General features: G+C 39.8%; 13 protein-coding genes. 4 read left to right on the top strand and 9 right to left on the bottom strand.

Features of this window, described 5'->3' with window-relative positions; all coding sequences use genetic code 11:
- Position 1: 1 nt before the first annotated feature.
- The 4 genes from wecB to J4N24_RS23240 are packed head-to-tail and all read right to left on the bottom strand — an operon-like array spanning position 2 to position 4,962.
- Positions 2 to 1,102 (bottom strand): non-hydrolyzing UDP-N-acetylglucosamine 2-epimerase, encoded by a 1,101-nt coding sequence (gene wecB, locus J4N24_RS23225; protein ID WP_207536140.1) that lies wholly within the window; start codon positions 1,100 to 1,102, stop codon positions 2 to 4.
- A complete protein-coding gene (locus tag J4N24_RS23230; RefSeq protein WP_207536141.1) occupies positions 1,092 to 2,027 on the bottom strand; it encodes a glycosyltransferase in 936 nt (311 codons plus the stop codon). The genes wecB and J4N24_RS23230 overlap by 11 nt, the downstream gene beginning before the upstream one ends.
- 29 nt (positions 2,028 to 2,056) lie before the next feature.
- Positions 2,057 to 3,853: an ABC transporter ATP-binding protein gene (locus tag J4N24_RS23235; protein ID WP_207536142.1), complete on the bottom strand. Its 1,797-nt coding sequence runs from the start codon at positions 3,851 to 3,853 to the stop codon at positions 2,057 to 2,059.
- 32 nt (positions 3,854 to 3,885) lie between these two features.
- Positions 3,886 to 4,962 (bottom strand): SDR family NAD(P)-dependent oxidoreductase, encoded by a 1,077-nt coding sequence (locus J4N24_RS23240; protein WP_369806256.1) that lies wholly within the window; start codon positions 4,960 to 4,962, stop codon positions 3,886 to 3,888.
- Positions 4,963 to 5,387: 425 nt separating this feature from the next.
- Here J4N24_RS23240 and J4N24_RS23245 point away from each other — a divergent pair, with 425 nt between their 5' ends.
- Positions 5,388 to 6,494, top strand: coding sequence for a glycosyltransferase (locus J4N24_RS23245; RefSeq protein WP_207536143.1), 1,107 nt, complete (start codon positions 5,388 to 5,390; stop codon positions 6,492 to 6,494).
- Positions 6,495 to 6,587: 93 nt separating this feature from the next.
- Here the strand turns inward: J4N24_RS23245 and J4N24_RS23250 are convergent, their stop codons facing one another.
- From J4N24_RS23250 to J4N24_RS23265, 4 genes are all read right to left on the bottom strand, one after another.
- Positions 6,588 to 7,922: a nucleotide sugar dehydrogenase gene (locus J4N24_RS23250; protein WP_305795746.1), complete on the bottom strand. Its 1,335-nt coding sequence runs from the start codon at positions 7,920 to 7,922 to the stop codon at positions 6,588 to 6,590.
- Positions 7,923 to 7,944: 22 nt separating this feature from the next.
- On the bottom strand, positions 7,945 to 10,353 hold the full coding sequence (locus tag J4N24_RS23255; protein ID WP_207536144.1) for a GumC family protein: 2,409 nt from the start codon (positions 10,351 to 10,353) through the stop codon (positions 7,945 to 7,947).
- A 2-nt stretch (positions 10,354 to 10,355) separates the two neighbouring features.
- Positions 10,356 to 11,192, bottom strand: coding sequence for a polysaccharide biosynthesis/export family protein (locus tag J4N24_RS23260; RefSeq protein ID WP_207536145.1), 837 nt, complete (start codon positions 11,190 to 11,192; stop codon positions 10,356 to 10,358).
- 118 nt (positions 11,193 to 11,310) lie between these two features.
- Entirely contained in the window at positions 11,311 to 13,242 is a 1,932-nt protein-coding gene (locus tag J4N24_RS23265; protein WP_207536146.1) for a polysaccharide biosynthesis protein, read from the bottom strand.
- 439 nt (positions 13,243 to 13,681) lie between these two features.
- Here J4N24_RS23265 and J4N24_RS23270 point away from each other — a divergent pair, with 439 nt between their 5' ends.
- Together J4N24_RS23270 and J4N24_RS23275 are read left to right on the top strand one after the other, a co-directional pair.
- Entirely contained in the window at positions 13,682 to 14,305 is a 624-nt protein-coding gene (locus J4N24_RS23270; protein ID WP_207536147.1) for a polysaccharide deacetylase family protein, read from the top strand.
- A 202-nt stretch (positions 14,306 to 14,507) separates the two neighbouring features.
- A complete protein-coding gene (locus J4N24_RS23275) occupies positions 14,508 to 15,269 on the top strand; it encodes a glycosyltransferase family A protein (protein ID WP_207536148.1) in 762 nt (253 codons plus the stop codon).
- 703 nt (positions 15,270 to 15,972) lie between these two features.
- Here J4N24_RS23275 and J4N24_RS23280 read toward each other — a convergent pair.
- A complete protein-coding gene (locus tag J4N24_RS23280; RefSeq protein WP_207536149.1) occupies positions 15,973 to 16,644 on the bottom strand; it encodes a response regulator in 672 nt (223 codons plus the stop codon).
- 579 nt (positions 16,645 to 17,223) lie between these two features.
- Here J4N24_RS23280 and J4N24_RS23285 point away from each other — a divergent pair.
- A complete protein-coding gene (locus J4N24_RS23285; protein WP_207536150.1) occupies positions 17,224 to 20,352 on the top strand; it encodes an AsmA family protein in 3,129 nt (1,042 codons plus the stop codon).
- The last annotated feature ends 18 nt before the right edge of the window (positions 20,353 to 20,370 follow it).

A 20,370-nucleotide genomic window follows, 5' to 3' on the forward strand; every position in this document is an offset into this window, starting at 1 on the left:
CTCACAAATTCAACAGTTCTGTAACGATTCTTTCGGCTGCTTTGCCATCCCATTTTTCCGGAATTGCACCTTTCTTCCAATTTCCTGCAGTCAGCTTCTGCAAAGCAGCTCTGATTGCGGCTGTGCTGGTTCCGATCAATTCATTGGTTCCTATTTCACACGTCTCCGGACGCTCTGTATTGTCACGCAGGGTTAGACATGGGACCCCTAAAACAGTGGTTTCTTCAGTGATACCGCCCGAGTCTGTAATCACCGCCTTACAATGTTGTACCAGGTAGTTGAACTCCAGGTATCCCATTGGGTCAACTATATATAAATTGTCCGCCTTTATTTCAAGATCTGAAAATATCTTTGCTGTTCTCGGATGTATAGGGAAAATTACAGGCAAGCCTTTTGCACCGTCTATGATCTCATTCATTAATTCCTTCAATTTCTGACCTTCATCCACATTGCCGGGACGGTGAAGGGTAAGCATGAAGTATTCCTTATCTTCCAATCCTACTTCACCCCATACTGCCGGCTTTGAAAAACGAGATTGATTTGCAAGCAAAGTGTCTATCATCACGTTACCTACAAAGAATATTTTTTCATCGGGAATACCTGCCTTTTTCAAATTTGCACCCGCCCACGCACTTGTAGTAAAGAAATAATCTGTAATTGCATCCGTTACCATTCGATTAATTTCTTCCGGCATAGTAAGATCAAAGGAACGGATACCAGCCTCCACGTGAACCACTTTGGTATTCAACTTCTTAGCAACAATACTACAGGCCATTGTACTTGTCACATCACCAACCACCAATACCAGATCTGTAGGGTTAGCCAACAGCTCCTTTTCAAACGCTATCATAATAGCTGCAGTCTGCTCTGCCTGTGAACCGCCGCCTGCTCCTAAATGCGCGTCGGGATGAGGGATATTAAGCTCTTGAAAAAAGGTATCACTCATCTTCGAATCATAATGCTGACCCGTATGCACAAGGCGGTAGTTTATGGCTGCACCTTGCTTGCCAGCCTCCTTTATAGCATGAATAATTGGCGCAACTTTCATAAAGTTAGGCCTGGCCCCTGCTATAATAGTGATACTTAACCCTTTAGTTTTCATTTATTTTTTCAATATTAATATCAAACTCACGAACCAACTCAGCAAATATCTTATCGTTCTGACCTTCTCCAATATTGCTATCTGCCAATCTAAAATTCTTCCTGGATAAAATGGGAATAAAAAAGCGAGGAAACTCTCCGGCCAGGCTTAACACTTTTGTACCAGCTTTAAGGCTCATAATTTTAAGCCAGAGGTCGTCGGTCCTTAATGAGTGTTTTATAATACCTTCCCTATCTAATACTTGTTGGGGTAGTGATCCTGGCGGAAATAAAGTGCCCCCCCCCCCCCCCATAATAAGGTTTGAATAGCAAGGCAATGTATTCTCATGCAAATACTGCCATTCTTTATATGGTCTTAACGATCCATCCTTTACCTTAATCCTCCTGCTAATAGCACAGCATATGGCATCAGGAAAATTCCTATGAAACTTTAGCAAGCTTGTTAACATTGACGGAGGATATAACATGTCGTCATCAATCGTTATGATAGTAGCATCCGAATATTCAGAAAGGGTATAATAATACTTCTTGTGAGGCATTAAATTTTCTGCACAAAACCGTATTTCCAATCCTCGTTCTTCTAATAATAATAATTCCTTAGGCAAGGAATTCTTTCCTTCGAACTCTCCATCAAAAAGCCAAAGGATGATCCTATCGGGCTTTGTATCCTGTCTCAAGATCGATTCTATGGTCATCCAAACTTTGCCGATCCTGGCTGGGAAGGTTGTAAGAGATACGATCAATTGATCTTTTCCTTTAGCTCCTGATCTTTTCTGACTATTAAGCTTGCTTCCGGATGACAGGCTAAAATACGAGGGCAGCAGAATATTAGCCAATCGTATAATTACACGGGTAAATAAGCGATCCATTGCCTTATTCCTGAAGTGCAGGAAATAAATACTATAAAGAAAACGATAAAGAGCCATTTAATTTAAATCAAAAGATACGCGTGTAACTAACCTATTTCCTGCAGATCAACCATGTTCTTAAAGTCAGGAACACTTTCTACAAGCCCCTCGAATGAATCCATTCGAAGAATCTTTCCGCTTCTCAGATAAACAATGTTATCAGCGTTCTTAACGGTAGATAAACGGTGTGCGATAACGAGGATGGTAAAACTACCCTTCAACTGCTCTAGATTTTCCTGTATCTCACTCTCAGTACTTGAATCAAGAGCAGAGGTAGCCTCGTCGAGAATCAGGATATCAATATCCTTGAACAATTCCCGTGCAATAGAAATTCGTTGTTTCTGACCACCGCTTAAATTAATTCCATTATTACCCAGTTCCCCTTCTTCCTTTTCAGGAAGGGATGAAATGAAGCCTGCTATTGCAGCCTTTTGACAAGCCTCATTGAATCGCCTCAAATTTTCAGGGTTCTTCTCAGACCAAAGCGTCACATTATTATATATGGTATCATTAAATATTACCGGGTCTTGAGTAATGTAGCCAATCCTGTTCTGATAACTTCCAATATTAAGGCTGTCCCTTGACACGCCGTCAACAAGCATCTGTCCTGATGATGGAGGGAACAAGCCGCTTAACAGGTTTATTAGCGTCGTTTTACCACTGCCGCTCTCACCCACAAAGGCAAGTGTCTCATTCTTATTAATCCGCAAATTTATGCCTGATAGGATCTGGTGCTTGTCATAGCTAAAGCTCACATCCTCCAGAACTATTTCAGACTCGAACTTCTTAAGCTCCACAGCAGCATTCTTTTCCTGGTGGTTCTGCAGTTCTTCCGTAAAAGAAGTCATATTGCTTAAAGAGCCAGACAATCCGAGGAAAGTATTCCAGGAGGTTTGAAGGATCATTAATGCGTTAAGCGCCCGATAAAAGAACAGTAAGCTAATCAGAATAACTGAGAGCGGAGAACCAATTAAAGTGGTTTGAAGAAAAATAACCGCCGAGACTACAAAAATGATCAAAGGTTCGCGGGTAGATGCCATGATCGCATTAGAAACACCGATCTTCAGGTTGTTGTGTTCGATGTTGTCTACCTGATGCTCCAGTTTTCTGCTGTAATACTTCAGACGGCCTGTGGCCTTTAAATATTTGAAGTTAGCAACCGCCTGTATTATTAAACCCTGGAAAATATTAGACTCGCGGGTAACCTTTTTGGAAGAACCCTTTGTGTTTTTATAGATCGTACGGTAGATAAGGTTTGTCGACATACCTCCCAGGCTCACCATAATGGCGAACTTCCAATCAACAAAAAAAGCGAAGGTCATATAAACTACCACCATCACCCCACTTTGAAAAGAATTGAAGTACGTTTGATAAGCACGGGAAACTCGGTCTACCTCCCCTGTAAGTGTATTTTGAATCCTTCCTACGTCGGAAGTAATGAAATACTTATAATCAAGCCCGGTTAGATTATTGATATTCCTGATCCTGATCCGCTTAATAAAGCTTTGTAAAAGAGTAGCTGAATAAACAGCCTGCGTATACTGAACCAAACCTTTGGCAGCGAAGAACAGAACGATGATCAGAAGCACCTTAAGCAGGGTTAACTCGATACCGAAACGGTTCAGCCATTCTACGATAAAGCCAATATTTCCGCCCTCATCTCCCCTCTTCATCTTACCGTCAACCATTTGCAGCAATGGCAAGAACATGGCAAGTCCAAACCCATCTAAAACCCCTACACTTATATTTAACATCAGGGAAACGAATATTTTCCCTCTCAAATGCCGGTAGAAGTAAGTGAAGTTCGAGAAGTTCTTCCTTAATAGAGTCTTTATTGCTTCCAAGATAATTTTAAAAGATAAATGTAAGTTTCAGATTATCGTATAGAGCTATCTTTAATGAGGTTACGGTAGTTATTCCAGTACCACTCAGTTGCTAATTCCAAACCTTCAACGGCGTTATATACGGGGTGATAATCAAAAAGTTGCTTTCCTTTTTCAATAGAAGCTTGTGAATGAGGAATATCGCCCGATCTCTGTGGCCCAAATTGCACCTGCACATCAGCTACCTTCTTATCAAACCGGGCGAGATTCGTTTTAAGGATATTGAAAAGATCTGTTAAACTTATATTTCCACCACAGGCAACATTAAAAACTTCAGATAGAGCACCTTCTTCCGGAACAGCTTCACCAACAGCTTTATAGTAAGATTGCTGCCTTTCAAGAATTAATTCTGTAGCAGTGGTTGCAGCAAGTTGATTTGCAAGCAGCACATTATCAATATAGGTAAAGTCTCTGCTGAAAGAGCCATCTCCATTTATCAGCGGGCTCTCCTGCTTAAGCAGTTGAATAACAAATTTAGGGATTACAGCAGCATAGGCACCAAAAGGATCCTGGTTACGGCCAAAAACATTGAAATACCGTAAACCAACGGTTTCAATTCCGTAGATCTTTGAAAAGTTTGCCGCAAAAAGCTCATCAACGTATTTGGTGATCGCGTAAGGGCTTAAAGATCTGCCAATTTTATGTTCTATTTTGGGGAGATCAGGATGATCCCCATACGTAGAGGAACTTGCGGCATATACAAACCTCTTTACACCTGCCTCAACAGAAGCATGAAGCATCTTGACAAAGCCTCCTATATTGACATCTGTACTGGTCATAGGATCCTTTATACTTCTCGGCACTGATCCTAAAGCAGCCTGATGAAGCACATACTCACAGCCATTAGCCGCTTCCTGACAATCTTCATAGTTCCTTATATCACCTTCAATCAGCCTGAACGAGCTGTTACCCAGGAAGGCTTCGATGTTACTGCGGTGACCGTTAGAAAAATTATCAAGGCAAACCACCTCATTTCCCTGCTTCAACAGCACCTCGCACAGGTTTGACCCTATAAATCCCGCACCACCGGTAACTAATACTTTAGAGTTTTTTATTATTGATATATTCACGTCTATTCTACAATTTAAGCAGGTGGATTCAGATATCCCCCTATTGAAATCAAACAAGAAAACGTAATCTGACCCTCAATTATCATGCTTCGAAAAATACTTTAAAACTGAATTTCATTCCCGTTAAATCCATCCCTGTTACGCTGGATAAATTTTCCAGTTACAGTTTTTTGCAATGAATATTGATCACGATCCGCGTCAAACCCAGAACTAATATGTAAACATTGAATCAATCAAAGCTCAAATGAATATGAGGAGAAGATCATGATGAGCTTCTCTTAATAGCAATTTATTCTGTCTATATTCCCCTTATAAAGCAAAAATACATCCTTTTCCTGAAAGTAATATTTGTTTTCTTAATTGCAGGAGGCACAGGAATTACTTCAATCACTCCCCGAAATGCAAACTTGTCATTTTTGTCTCCGATGTTGACTACTTTTGATGAAACAAGCTCCATCAATTTGAAACAGAAACTAGTATTCCTGGTAGTTTCTCTCCAGGCTTCCAACGGAACGGAGAGAGCCACGATCAACCTCGCTAATTCCTTAATTTCTGATGAAACTGCTATCTCTATTATTTCTGTTAGGCCACAAAAAAGAAAACCCTTGTTTACTGTAGATGCAGGGATCAAACTGCGATCTTTAGACATTGATATTAAAAAGCCTTCAGAGATCTTTCAATATTATAGTCAGTTGAAAAACTTATTGCAGGATATCCGGCCCGACTACATCATCTCCTGCAACTTCTACATTTCCTTTACCTTAGTGCCCTTATCTAAAAAATACCGCATCATAGCATGGGAACACGTCCTCTCCACATTCGCTGGCAGGCCCTTCCAATTCATCCGGAAATATCTGTACAGATCCTTATCCGGGGTTGTCTGTCAGACAGATTACGATGTACAACAGTATAAGAAAGATCAGATAGAGGCAACTTGTATTCCGAATGTGGTTGCTATGCGTAGCGGTTACCAAAAGCAAGATACAGCATTCAAACAGATCATTTGTGTAACGCGATTTAGCAGGGAAAAAGGAATTGACCTTTTGATGGAAATAATAGAGGAGACAAGCCCCTTACTGCAAGGAGAAAAAGTAAGGTTCCTCATCATTGGTGAAGGAGATCAAAAAGAGGAGTTCCTGACAAAAATGAGCCGGCATATTGCCGATGGTTTCGTTGTTGTAAAAGGTAAAACAGATGTCATTGAACAGGAATATGCAAACAGCGATGTTTTAATTCTGACCTCCCGGTCCGAATCGTTTGGATTAGTTATCGTAGAAGGTTTCAGTTACAGCTTGCCAGCGGTTGCATTTGCAATAGAGGGGGGGCCACAAAGGCTAATAACTGATAAACAGAATGGCTACCTTATCCCTCCCTTTGATACCAAGGAATTTGCAAAAAAACTCTTTGAACTGATCTTAAATAATTCACTTCGTTTACAGATGGCCGGCAAAACAACTGCAGTGGCAAAAGAATTTGATGCTGCTCAGATATCTGCTACCTGGTTACGCTATCTGAAGTCCTTAAACAATTAACCTACTAACCTTCAGTGCCTAATTGAAAAGATCAGTACGCAATTACCGCATACTGATCTAGAACACAAATATCTTTAGATATCGGAGATTTGCTTATAATCTAGCGTCAACCAAATCTTTATTCAAAATACCCTTCACATCATAAACTACACAGTTATCGCTTTTCCTGATATCAAGGCCAGCAAACTGCTTATGCGATACCGCAAGTACAACACCTGCATAGTCAGCAAGGTTAGGAACCTTATCGGAAGGTAAGATAGTTAAACCATATTCGTGCTTAACTTCCTCTTCATTTGCCCAGGGATCGTAAATATCAACAGCAACGTCAAATGCATGAAGCTCGTCAACAATAGAAATAACTTTTGTATTACGGATATCAGGACAGTTTTCCTTAAAGGTAAAACCCAGTACAAGGACTTTAGCATCGATCACCCTGATATTTTTGCGCATCATGCATTTGATAAGCTCCATCGCTACATGGCGTCCCATACTATCGTTAAGCCTTCTTCCGGCTAAGATTATTTCAGGGTGATAGCCCACTTCCTGAGCCTTCTGCGCCAGATAGTAAGGATCCACACCAATACAATGTCCTCCTACCAGCCCTGGTTTAAAAGGAAGGAAGTTCCACTTTGTTCCGGCAGCTTCCAACACTTCATGAGTATCAATACCAAGAAGATTAAAAATCTTAGATAGTTCATTTACAAAGGCAATATTGATATCACGCTGTGAGTTTTCAATTACCTTCGCTGCTTCGGCAACCTTTATGCTTGAGGCCTTAAAGGTACCTGCTGTAATTACAGAGCGGTACATGGCATCGATATAATCGGCTATTTCCGGACTACTTCCTGAAGTAACTTTAAGGATCTTTGTAACCGTATGCTCCTTATCTCCCGGGTTTATCCGCTCTGGCGAGTAGCCTGCAAAGAAATCTACGTTAAATTTCAGTCCTGAAACCTTCTCCAACACCGGAACACATTCGTCTTCAGTAACACCAGGATAAACTGTACTCTCATAGATCACCACATCACCTCTTTTCAACACAGCTCCTACAGTTTCACTAGCTTTTAACATCGGCGTCAAGACCGGACGATTATGCTTGTCTGTTGGAGTAGGAACAGTTACAATAAAGATGTTGCAGGACTCGATATCCTTAGTATTAAAGGTAGGCACAAAACCGAGGTCAGAATTAGAGCTTCCATCCAGGGAAGTCAATACAGATCTCAGATCCCCATCACTTACCTCGAGTGTTGCATCATGCCCTGAAAGTAATTGTTCAACCCTTTCCTTATTAATATCAAAACCTACCACTTTATATTTAGCTGCAAGTGCCACAGCCAAAGGCAAGCCAACATACCCCAGACCAATAACTGCAATTTTTGACTGCTCCAGAGGTTTAAGATCCAAATTTTTTATAGAAGTACTCATCATAATATTATACACAACAATCCAATCAATTTACAAATGGGACCTTTTCTTTAAGCCTGCGCATCAAGGAAGGCTTGCTTTCTTCATCCCCATAAATATATCCATAGCCATATCCATAATCTGCAGACAACTTCAGATCGTTGTATATCGCATAAGTTTTCTTAATTAAGCCCTTCTCCACCAGATCGTTAATATTGTCTACCGCATCCCAGTCTGAGAACTGATGGCGGAAAATGAAGAATGTTAAGTCAGATTCACCAAAAATATCTATCGTTTCAGACACGAGGCCGGATGGAGGACAATCCAGAATAATAACGTCGTAATGCATCCTCAATTCCTGCATCATTGCTCCAAAATTTGCGCTTCCTATTAATTCTGCCGGATTTGGAGGAACGGGACCAGAAAGAAGGATATCGAGATTTTCACGGCCTGAAGCTTTAATAAGACTCCCTAAATCACATTTCTTACTTAAGTAATTACTTACTCCCTTATCGTTATGCAGGTTAAAATCATTAGCGATCTTTGGTCTACGCAAGTCTAGTCCTACTAATAAAGTTTTCTTGCCACCCAGTGCATAAATAGCGGCAGTATTAATAGAGCAGAAGGTTTTCCCCTCGCCTGAAACACTACTGGTAAAGGCAATAACCAAACTGGAATCGCCGGAATGCAGGAAAGGCACACTTGCGCGTATGTTTCTAAAGTTCTCGCTTACGAAGGATTTTGGCTGTTCGAACACTATGTTATTAACATTCTGCCTGCTTCTGCCAATACTTCCAACCAAGGGCACCTTAAGTCTTTGTTCGAGCAGCTTTGAGTCGTATATCTTATTATCGAACATATTCCGTACAAATATGAACAGCAAAGGCAGGATAAATGCCAAAGATATGGCTACACAATAGTTCCTTATCGGCTTTGGAGTGATCATACCACCCATAGGCCGCGCCAGGTCAAGAACCTCGCTGGAGGGGATGTTACTAGCCCTGCTAATCTCAGCCTCATCCCTTTTTTGCAGCAGGTAGGTGTAGATGTTCTCACTAATGGAAAACTGTCTTTTAATACTTAGTAAGTTGCGTTCAACCTTGGGCATTTTATTCAAATCACCACTCATAGTTCCAATGCGCTTTTCAACATCGGCGTAAGAAAGCTTTGCCGTTTCATAGGCACGCCTAATGCTTTCCTTAAGGGTATTAAGAACAGTAGTATATCTGAAATTAAGATCCTTTAGGGTCCGGTTATCATCCGACAAGAACTGATTCAATCTCAAGCGATCATTCTGGATCGTGATCAACTCATTGATCAACTGATCAAGCACGGTCTCCTCTATACCTACTGAAGAAGGCACAGTTAATTGATTGATCTGCTCCTTTTGCAGGTAGCCTAATACATTCTGATAATACTTCAGTTTCAATCCAATCTTAGACTTTTCATCTTCAAGCGTGGCAAGTCTTGACAAAGCGAGATTACTTTGAGCGCCAACATCGAAACTCTGGTTATCAGAGCGGTACCTCTGCAACTGGTCTTCGAAGTACATCAAAGAATCCTGGATACTTTTAAGCTGTATATTGATGAACTCGGCCGTATTCGTTGCGGTTCTGTTCTTATTGATCAACTCACGATCCTGATAGGCTTCAATGATCTTATTCAAGTATTTTTTACCCTTTTCAACCATAGAGCTCTCCAGACTAAGAGAAAGTATAGTTGATTCCTTCTTCTGAGGCTCTACTCTCAAGGCCCTGCTATAAGACACCGCCAGACTATAATTGGATCTTAGTTTAAAGGAAAAATCTTTCAGCTTCGCGTCGGGAGTTTCAGACCTAACCATTCTGAACCTGTAATTCTTACCCTCAATCCAGGTATTTAACCTAAACTTACCTTTTAGCTCTTTAGGTACTAAAGCGCCACTCTTCTGATCTGGTGAGGCCGGATTATAGAGAGCAAATGCAGACTTTTTAAAGGAGATCTTAAACTCGGAGGGATTAATAAAACTTACGAATAACTCTCCTTCAATTAATTGCGGATGATTCCAGTCAACTTCCAGCTTATATGGTAAAGAATTATAGATCTCTACTTTCCGCCACAGGCCTTCCCTGTAATATTCCACGTTAAAATCAAGCTGCTTCAAGGTGTTATAGGCCAGGGTAAAAGATCTCATTATAGAAATCTCGTTCTCCATATTATCCGACGTCGTTTTTAAGCCAATGCTTTCAAATAATTCCTTCGACGCGGCATTTTTATCCTGCTTTATAACAATGGTAGCCTGCACCTGATAGGCAGGGGTAGTAGTCTGATTGATATAATAGGCTACACCAAGAAAAGCCAGCACTAACAGGAGAACAACAGGCCAGATGGCCAAAAAATCAAAAAACAGCTTCTTTATATCTGAATTATCATCCACTCCCTTACTGGTAGAAGTGTAGGAGGACTGGGATTTCATTATCATTTCGTTAAACTTAATACTAAAACAACCGCCGAAATAGCTGAAACAAGAACCTGGAATGTTTGAGCAGCAGTTACACCAGTACCAAACTGCCTCACTTTAAGAGGTTCTACATACAATTGATCATTAGGCTGTATAAAGTAATACGGAGAATTAATAATAGACCTGTCATTCAGATCAAGGATATGAATACGGGTTCCATCTGGATATTGCCGTAATAGTTTTACCTTACTTCTTTTAGCCTGAACCGTAAGGTCTCCCGACTGTGCAATCGCTTCAAAAATGGTCATTCGATCCTGAAGTACCACATACTTTCCTGGCTTGTTGAACTCGCCCAGTGTGCTGAACCTTATCCCACCTAACTTCACCCTTACGTATAGGTCTTCTACCGAAACTTTCTTGAAATATCCGGCAAGTTTCTGACTGATCACTGTTTCTGCCTGTCCGGTAGTTAATCCCATCACTTTCACTTTACCAATAAAAGGAAGCTTTATTTCTCCGTTCTGATCAACGGTATACCCGGTCATATAATAAACATCGCCATTGTTCTGGTTCATTCCCTGAGTAGAACCTTGTTTGCTTTCCGGGTCTTCCAACCCAAAAATCGCATTCATCTCCGGAATAGAGGTTTTTATCTTAACGTCAACAATATCATTATATTGAAGGTGGTAAACAGGAACGGAGTACTGAATTAAAGAATCTGTAACTAAAGCTTTATTCTTGTCTTTATTTTGCATGTAGATCACCTTTTTGTTCGAAATACAAGAAGTTCCGAACATGGTGATAAGTAGAAGAACTAACCAAAGCCTGTTTTCCAGAGAACGCCAGTTTTGCATAATAGATATTAATTCGTTATCAAATGTAGATGAATTGTTCCAACTCCTAGAGAATCAGAACTATTCATAGGATACGAATGTGTACGTCAATGTTTTTTAAAGGTTATCAATTTTATAATTAAACACATTCTTTTGTTTGCTGCAGATCTTTAACCGGCTTATCCAGATTACAAAACCGGGATTGATTACTTTTGAACTCCGGTATCAGGGTCTTAATACTTGCAACCATCCCCATCTCATCCATCTCATTCATATACGAGAAGATCTCGTTGAACTGGCTTACTACCTCTTGAAATGCGTAGGGCCTCACTTTTGCAATCATAATCTTTTTATTGTAGGTTGGCTTAGTATTTTCACCATTAGCCAGCAATTCCTCGTAAAGCTTTTCACCTTCTCTTAGCCCCGTATACTTAATTTCAATATCCCTGCCTAGTTCCTTTCCGCTGAGTTTGATCATTTTCACCGCGAGGTCATTGATCTTTACAGGCGTCCCCATATCAAAAACGAATATCTCACCACCTTTTCCCATAGCCCCGGCTTCCAACACTAAATTGCAGGCTTCACTGATGGTCATAAAGTAACGAGTGATTTCAGGATGGGTTATCGTCAGGGGCCCGCCTGCTGCTATCTGCTTTTTAAACAAAGGCACAACGGAACCGTTAGAGCCCAGCACATTGCCGAACCGGGTTGTTATAAATTGAGTTCCCTTACCTCCAAGCTGAGTATTTAAAGACTGCGTATAGATTTCCGCTGCCCTCTTAGTTGCCCCCATAATATTAGTAGGATTAACCGCCTTATCCGTAGACACCATTATAAACTTTCCAACTTCGTAGCTAACTGCAAGATTTGCAAGGTTATAAGTCCCCTGAATATTACAGTAGAAAGCTTCGTAGGGATGTTGCTCCTGCATCGGAACATGTTTGTACGCAGCGGCATGGAAAATAACATCTATCTTGTAAGTGCTGAAAATGTAATCGAGCCGCTTCTTATTCACTACATCCGTTAAAACCGGCACCAATTTCACGTCAGGCTTAAGGTTCTTTAGATCTATCACCAGATCGTGCAAAGGCGACTCTGCCTGATCAAGAACAATTAACAAAGAAGGTTCTTCTGCAATTATCTGACGGGCCAGCTCACTTCCGATAGAACCGGCCGCCCCGGTTACCATTATAGCCCGGCCCGAGATCATCGTCTGGATCTCTGCTTTATCTGTAGATATTTGCTCGCGGCCTAAAAGATCAAGGATCTCAATATCATGCAATTTTTCCGGTTTCTTCTTTTCCACAAACCAGATATCGTCATGAGGGATTACCTTAAGTTGAACGCCCGCCTTTTTACAAGCTTCAAATAGCTCTTCCTTTCGTGCATTTGAAATAAGCCGGGGCGAGGCGATGATTTGCTTTATTCCGTTTTTCTTAGCATACTGCTCCAGTCCCCTGGCACTTACCACAGGAATACCATTGATCAGTTTACTGCATTTGCTTAACTCGTCATCAAAAAATGCAACTACAGTAGTTTTATTTGCTCTGTCATTCTTGAGATAGTTAGATAATAGGATCCCTGATTCCCCAGCGCCAAAAACTCCAACTTTAAGTCCCTCGGCAGAAGCAGTACGAGCAAATACAAAAACATATCTGATTCCGATCCTATAGTTAAAAAACAGGAACAGGCTCATTACAGAGCTAAGAAAATAATAATAAAGGATAATAGTAGATGAATTGTTAAGTAAAGTAATTCCTATAATTTCAATGCTAAATAATAAAGTTAACTGAATTGCGCTGGTTTTAAGGAGAGTAAGGATGTCTTCCAATGAAGTATGCCTGATCACTCCCCGATAGCTCCTGGTGATTGATGTACTTATTAGTCCCGTTACAGTAAACTTAATAAGGGAGGAATAGAATGGGATCTGAAAATAGAAGTTATCGCTCTGTGAAATAAACACAAACACCAGCAACGCCGACACAAAAGAAAAGAACACATCAATTAATAAGATCAACCATGGTGGTTGAAAGTTTAACGTGTTCACTCTATACTTAAACCTGTTAACCATAACTGTAATTTCCCCTTTACTCCGACTCAACATTGAACGAAGTTGATACCTTTAACAAACTTTAAGCGGGATATATGGGAGATCCGCCTAAACTCATCGATACTTGATACGAAGTGTTTTGCTGCAGGTTTCGGTCTAATTGCTAAAACTGCATTTTTCAACTTCTTAAAGTTCGCAAAGGTAAAAAAAATTAACAATAGAGTAAACCCTCCTTCCCGGCAAGAAATAGAGAAAGGAAAAGGACAAAGCGTAGAAAAAAAATCCCTGGCAGGCTTATAAAGAATGCTTTAATTAACGATAGATAAATTTCCATTTATCTATCGTTGATAATTTAAAGGAAATTTTCCTCTGATAAGATTGCTTAATTTATCCAGAGCAAAACAAAGACGTTTCTGGTATAGGCTTTGTTAAATAATCTGCTGAAATTGATTTCCTATTAGTGAAGGTTCCAGTATTAATGTACCACGCGGTTAGTCCTCAAATCACGGGTGCGACAAATATTAATCCCGTCCATATACCTTTAAGCAGCTTTATTGATCAAATGAGGTGGTTGAAAAATGAAGGCTATCAAACTCTATCCATAGAGGAGCTTCTTATCTATAAAAAATATAAAAAGGAGCTCTCCAAAAAAGTAGTACTCACTTTTGACGACGGATATCTGTCTTTACTTGAACACGTCACCAAGGTATTGAAAGAAAATAATTTTAAAGCGACGCTATTTTTAACAACAGCTTCTGTCGGTTCTAAGAGCTATAATGAGCTAAGCCATTTAGGAAAATCTTATCCCGAAAATGACCGGCCTTTAAACTGGAGAGAGTTGCAGGAAATGGAGCAATTGGGTTGGAGCATTGAAGCTCATGGTCACGAGCACAGGGTGCATAACATGCTGCCGGAGCAGGAGCTGAAATTTGAGATGGAGATGTGTAAGCAGTTAATAGATCAGAATTTAAATACCTCTTGCTCTCATTATTCCTTTCCGTGGGGCCGATATAACATGCTATGTTTAAAGAGTCTCGAGGAGCTAACTTCTTTTCGGGGTTTTCGGTTCAACCGGGTCTTGTAACAAATAAAAGCGACACAAGAAGGCTGCCGCGAATAGAAGTTAACAGATTTATCGATCTGGAGACATTTAAAAAGTTGGTCCTGCTGGGATATCCTAATCATAAACAGAAATATAAAAATAAACTTATCTCTCTTCTCTACTGCAATCCGATAATTAAGGATCTGTTAAAGACTTTAAATGATAAGTTTAACAATAGAATTACATGAATTACTTTTCTCAAATAACATTACTGATTACACACTATAACCGATCTTCCTCTTTAAATAGATTGCTTGCAACATTAAAGGAGTTAGACATTTTTTTTGCGGAAATTATTGTATCTGATGATGGAAGTGATGCACTTCATTTGAAAGAATTGAGACAGTTTCAGGCAACTTATAAATTCTCTCTGATCACCGCGGAAAAAAACTCCGGACTTGGCAATAATATTAATAAAGGACAAAAGGAAGTAAAAACACCATACACTTTGTATGTGCAAGAGGATTTCGAGCTACAAGTGGTATTCACAGATATTTTAAGAGAATCAGTTACTTTACTGGAAAAAGATTCCGCTCTTGACTTAATAAGGTATTTTGCACACTTCAGATACCCTTACCTAAGTGATTATGCTACTGATTTTGAAGAAGTGACTATTCCTGCCATAGCACTTGATTACAACAAAATCTATGCTTACAGCGACACCCCCCATTTACGCAGAACTTCTTTTTGTGAAAAGTTTGGCTGGTATGCTGAAGGGATAAATAGTGATCGTATGGAATATAGAATGTGTATTTCATTTTTAAAGAAAAAAGGTAAATGTTTAATCCATAAAGATTTCAAATCGATATTTAAACATTTAAACTTCGAAGAAGAACCAAGCACAGTTGTCAGACCATCCTATCAGCAATCGACAGGAATTTTTATAGGCACTTTAAGATATATATATCGCCAGCTAAGGTACAATTTCGATCTAATTTCATTTTAAAATTTTCTCTCTCAATATTCTCGTGGTTCCATCTCAAAAAGGCATTTCAAGAAACTTAGTTGAGAAATACGTGAGATTTTATCGGAGAAATGCGTTGGTACAAAAGTTAATTTGTACCAACGATAACCATAGGTAGACTGATAACCGATTAGTAAGATTAAGATTTTCATCCAGCTTAGAATTCTTGTTAAGCCGTGATAAATAAATAATTGAGCCGTCTTTTATAAAACCTTATTACCTATTTAATAGCTGTTGAATAGTAGACACCAGACCTATAAATAAAACAGTATCGACAAGAACTGTAAAAACAAAGGTCTGTCCTATTGAAAACAAATCAACATCAGAGGTTCTGAGAACTTTTTTAAGGAGTAGAATTGTCATAGATGATGTAGAGCCATATTTTTCTGAACTAGTGGCCTGCGCATGCTCATTCCCATCGCAGACCTATATTTCGAACAAATATCCGTATAAATAGCTTTAAAAAAATCACCTTAAATAGCGATTTACGTAAATACCCGTTTTCAGGTATACGTACACCTTTTTACGGACATACTCATATAGTTTAAGCGATATTATTATTGCAAGAAGATTTACCTAAAAGTGGAAAGAAATTAGCAGTCATCCGGAGACGTATCTTTTCCAGGAAATGAAATGGCAGGCAGACTACAAAGCTTTTCCGAGTTGGAATACTCAAAAAGACCTATTAAAGCTGGAGACTTATTAAGTTATTTTTCATTGCATATAACACAAGACCCGCTGTATTTTTACATCCAGCTTTAAACAACAACCTTTTCCTATGGGTGTCGACTGTTCGCACACTTACATTAAGCTTTTCCGCAATGTCAGCATTCGTATATTCCTGACAGATAAGCTCAAGCACCTCAGCTTCTCTTTGTGTAATCCCGTCTGAATTTACAATTTTCCGAGTCTTTTCGTTATTTTCCCTTAACTTATCAACAACTTCGCTATTTAAATAGCTGCCAGTACGAAATACAGAATTTATAGCCCAAAGTAACTCACTAATCGCACAATCTTTCGGTAAATAGGAGGCAACTCCAGCATTAATCATTTTTGCGATGGTTACGGCATCTATATGCATTGACAATACCAATACTTTAATTTCAGGATACTCTACCTGTAGCCTTTCATTAAGTTCCTCACCTGACATTACGGGCATGTCAACATCAATGATTGCAATGTCGGGCTTTTTCTCAGGGTATGCATTCAAATGTTCAAGAAAAGCGATACCATCGCTATAAGTTTCAATAAAGTTAAACTCTGGGATAGTGCCAAGAGCCCGTGAAAGAAGTTCCCGAATTATTTTTTGATCATCTACTAATGATATTTTAATTTGACTAGTCGGCCCCCAGTTCATACTTCTCTAACGATAAAATAAATGTCAAAACTAAAAAAACACAAATCCAATATCAAAAACAATCAGCTGCTCTGATATACTATAAACAAAGCGTGTGCCTTCGGCGGAAAACTCTTTAATTTTATCGCAAAGCAAGCAATAGAAGGAGTTGTAGCAACATTAAAGGTAACTGACAATTCTAGATCTTCAAAATATGAGAGTAGTTTCCCCACAATTCCCCGCACCAAAAGAGAATAAGTTACAAATCAGATGATAATATTCTCTAGTTAAAATATCTTTTTTTATTAACGCGGTCTTTTTGATTCCTTATAAAGAGAAATTATACAAGTTTCTAGCAGGAAGGTGGTAAACAAACACTTCTCTTACAATTTCAGGCCGTATATTTGAACTGCAAATAAGCCCTTACTTGCATTTTCAGAGATGAGTATATTTAAATTTATTTTATGTCCGCTTGGTTTTCATCGTTGGCGTTATCGTTTCGATGGATCAAGAAAAAAATGCTCCTGGTGCGAAAAACGCATCGATCTGCCCGGACATTAGATACACTTTTCTTAAAGCAACCCTTCAGGCCACACACGAATGAAACCTCTTTCAAAATACTTATTTATCTTAATCTTCTCCCTTTTCATAACCCTTCTTTCGGTAATGGCGTTGATGCCCTACTTGATGCCCCAGAGTTTTTCAGAGAAGGTAAAACAAAACGTTAATAGCAATATCAATGGTGAAGTTTCTTTTGCTCAGATGAAGTTATCCTTCTTTGAGCACTTTCCAACGCTAACTCTGTCATTATACCAGGTTTCGCTAAAGGGCTCGGCTCCTTTTGCTTCAGACACCCTTCTAAAGGCAGACGAACTTGCCTTGGGAATTAATTTAAAAAGCTTAATAAGTAATGAGGTAATTGTTAACAGGATCTATCTCGACAGCGGACAAATCAGCGTAAAGGTTGATAGTCTAGGAAGGGCGAACTATAATGTGCTGAAGGACAGTAAAAGTTCTTCCTCTGGTTCTGGGCAGAGTTCGTCTTTAAAGATCGAAGACATTAGCATCACCCGGAGTAATTTAAGTTACGAAGACAAGAGCTTGCCGATGGTTATCAAGGCTAAAGGCCTTTCCTATTCAGGCAAAGGGGATTTAAGCAAAAAGATATTTGACCTTACAAGCCGTGCTGAAATTGAAAATTTCGACTTCATCTACGACAGCATCCCTTATTCTGCAGGAAGAAAGGTCAAAGCTGACCTTATAACCCGGATAAATACGAGCTCTCTTCAGCTTAGCTTCATAAAAAACAACCTTAGGATAAATCAAGTTCCCCTAAATTTTGCCGGGAGATTCGAATTCCTGGCCAACGGGTACGATCTGGATTTCAAACTGGAAAGCAGAAACGCCGACCTCGGAAGCTTAATAACTACCCTTCCTCCACAGTATCTGGAATATTTCAAGAACTTCGATGTAGAAGGAAAATCGACTTTTGAACTAGGATTAAAAGGACGCTATGTTGCAGAAAGCAATCAATTTCCCAGCCTGAACCTGACAGGCAGGATTGACGACGGAAGCTTTCGCCACCAACAAAGCCCGGTCCCGCTGGATAATATTTCGGTCAGGATCAAGGGTGCTATCCCTAATATGGATATTGAAAAGGCAATCCTGGATCTGGATACGCTAAGTTTTAATGTTGCCGGAGGTTCCTTAGCTGGCTCCTTACACACTCGCGGCCTCACTAACCCTTTCATCAATGCTAACCTTCAGACCCGGCTCGACCTTGCCAAGGTTAATAAAGCCTTAAACATACAGAAGATCAGTACGCGTGGGTTACTCAATCTTAGCCTCAGTGCAAGTGGTCATCTGCGACATGAGCTCAGAAAAACGGGGAGAGGAAAGGTCGATACGATCCTGAAAAGCATTCCACAGTTTGAACTTAACACAAATCTGGCCAATGGCTATTTTAAATATCTGCCAATGCCTGGCAATATCGATTATATTGATTTAAGCTTCCGCGCTTCCTGTCCTGACAGCAATTATAAGAACCTTGTGCTTGATCTGAAAAAAATAGACAGCCGATGGTTGAACAACTACCTGAACGGATATATCAAGCTAGAGCATTCCCCTTCCCTAACAGTTGATACACGGATCAATGGTTTCGTCGATCTTGCCTCCATTCATAAGATATATCCAATACCTGGACTAACAATGAAGGGGGCTTTAAAGATGGATATCCGGTCTAAAGGATCTTTGGCAATAAAGCAGCGGAAATATCCAACTACCAATGCATCTATTTCTTTAAAGGATGGATTTATTAAAACATCTAAAAGTCCATACCCTATCAGCAAAATTGAGGTTAACTCTGTCTTTTATAACAAGAATAGTGCGGCAAAAGATTTTCGACTGGTCATTGCACCTTTGTCTTTCAACTTTGTTAGCCAACCCTTTGTCTTAAGAGCAAACCTGGCCGATCTGAATAACCTTGCTTACAGAATCTCATCCCGCGGAACGTTAGATATAGGGAAACTTTATAGTGTTTTTGCATCCAATGATTATAATGTGCAGGGCTTGGTCCGTACAGACCTTGAACTTGCAGGAAGACAAAAGGATGCTAATAGCGGCAATTACAAAAAGCTCTTCAACCAGGGTACTTTCAGAATCAGAGATCTTGCTCTAAGCTCTGAACTCTTACCCAAACCATTTAAGGTAAATAAAGGCATTTTTAGTTTCAGCAACGACAGAATAAATTTTCACGCCTTCAAAGCTAGCTATGGCCAGAGCAAAATTGCATTAGAAGGTAACGTTTCTAATATTATCGATTACTTTACTACATACAGGGGAGTGCTAAGGGGCAACTTCAAACTAAAAAGCGATTTAATCGTTGCGGATGAATTTCGTACAGTAACCGAAATACCTACAGGCTCGAATACCGCAGCAACAAAGCCAGGTGTAATAATTATTCCTACTAACATCAACCTTCATTTTACCGGAGCAGCGAAAGAAGTAAATTATGGGGGAATGAAATTTAACAAAATGCTCGGAACACTAAGCATAAAAAATGGTCAACTGGACCTACAGGATCTAAGTACCACTTTTATTGGAACTCCGGTAAAAATGACTGCGGCTTATAAAAGCTTTTCTCCTAAAACAGCCTATTTTCAATATGCGATCAACGCTAAAGACTTTGACATCCAAAAGGCTTATAAAAGCAGTGCGGTCTTTAGAGAACTTGCCTCATCTGCAGCACATGTTAGAGGCACTGTTTCCCTTGATTATAAATTAAGCGGTAGATTAAATGGTAACATGGAGCCTGTCTATCCATCAATAAAGGGCGACGGCTTGATATCCGTTAAAAACGTTAAGCTAAAAGGCTTTAAGCTCTTTAATGCGGTCAGTAAAAAAACAGGGCATAAAGACCTGCAGGATCCTAAAATGAGCCAGATTAACATTCGCTCTTCCATTGCCAATAATATTATCAGCATCGAAAGAACACGTTTGAAAATTGCAGGCTTCAGACCACGGATCGAGGGGCAAGTGAGCTTTGATGGCGACCTTAACCTCCAGTTCAGGCTTGGCTTACCTCCTTTTGGCATCCTCGGTATTCCGATCCAAGTAAGAGGATCACAGGAAAATCCGAAACTAAAGATCGGACGTGCTAAAGAGGAAGACAAACTTCAAGACAAAGAAGACGAAGCAGAAGAAGTGGTGATGAAGACACAAAACCTATAAAAGCAAAAAGGAGGCCCG

The sequence above is a fragment of the Desertivirga arenae genome, from assembly GCF_017355785.1.
Taxonomy (GTDB): domain Bacteria; phylum Bacteroidota; class Bacteroidia; order Sphingobacteriales; family Sphingobacteriaceae; genus Desertivirga; species Desertivirga arenae.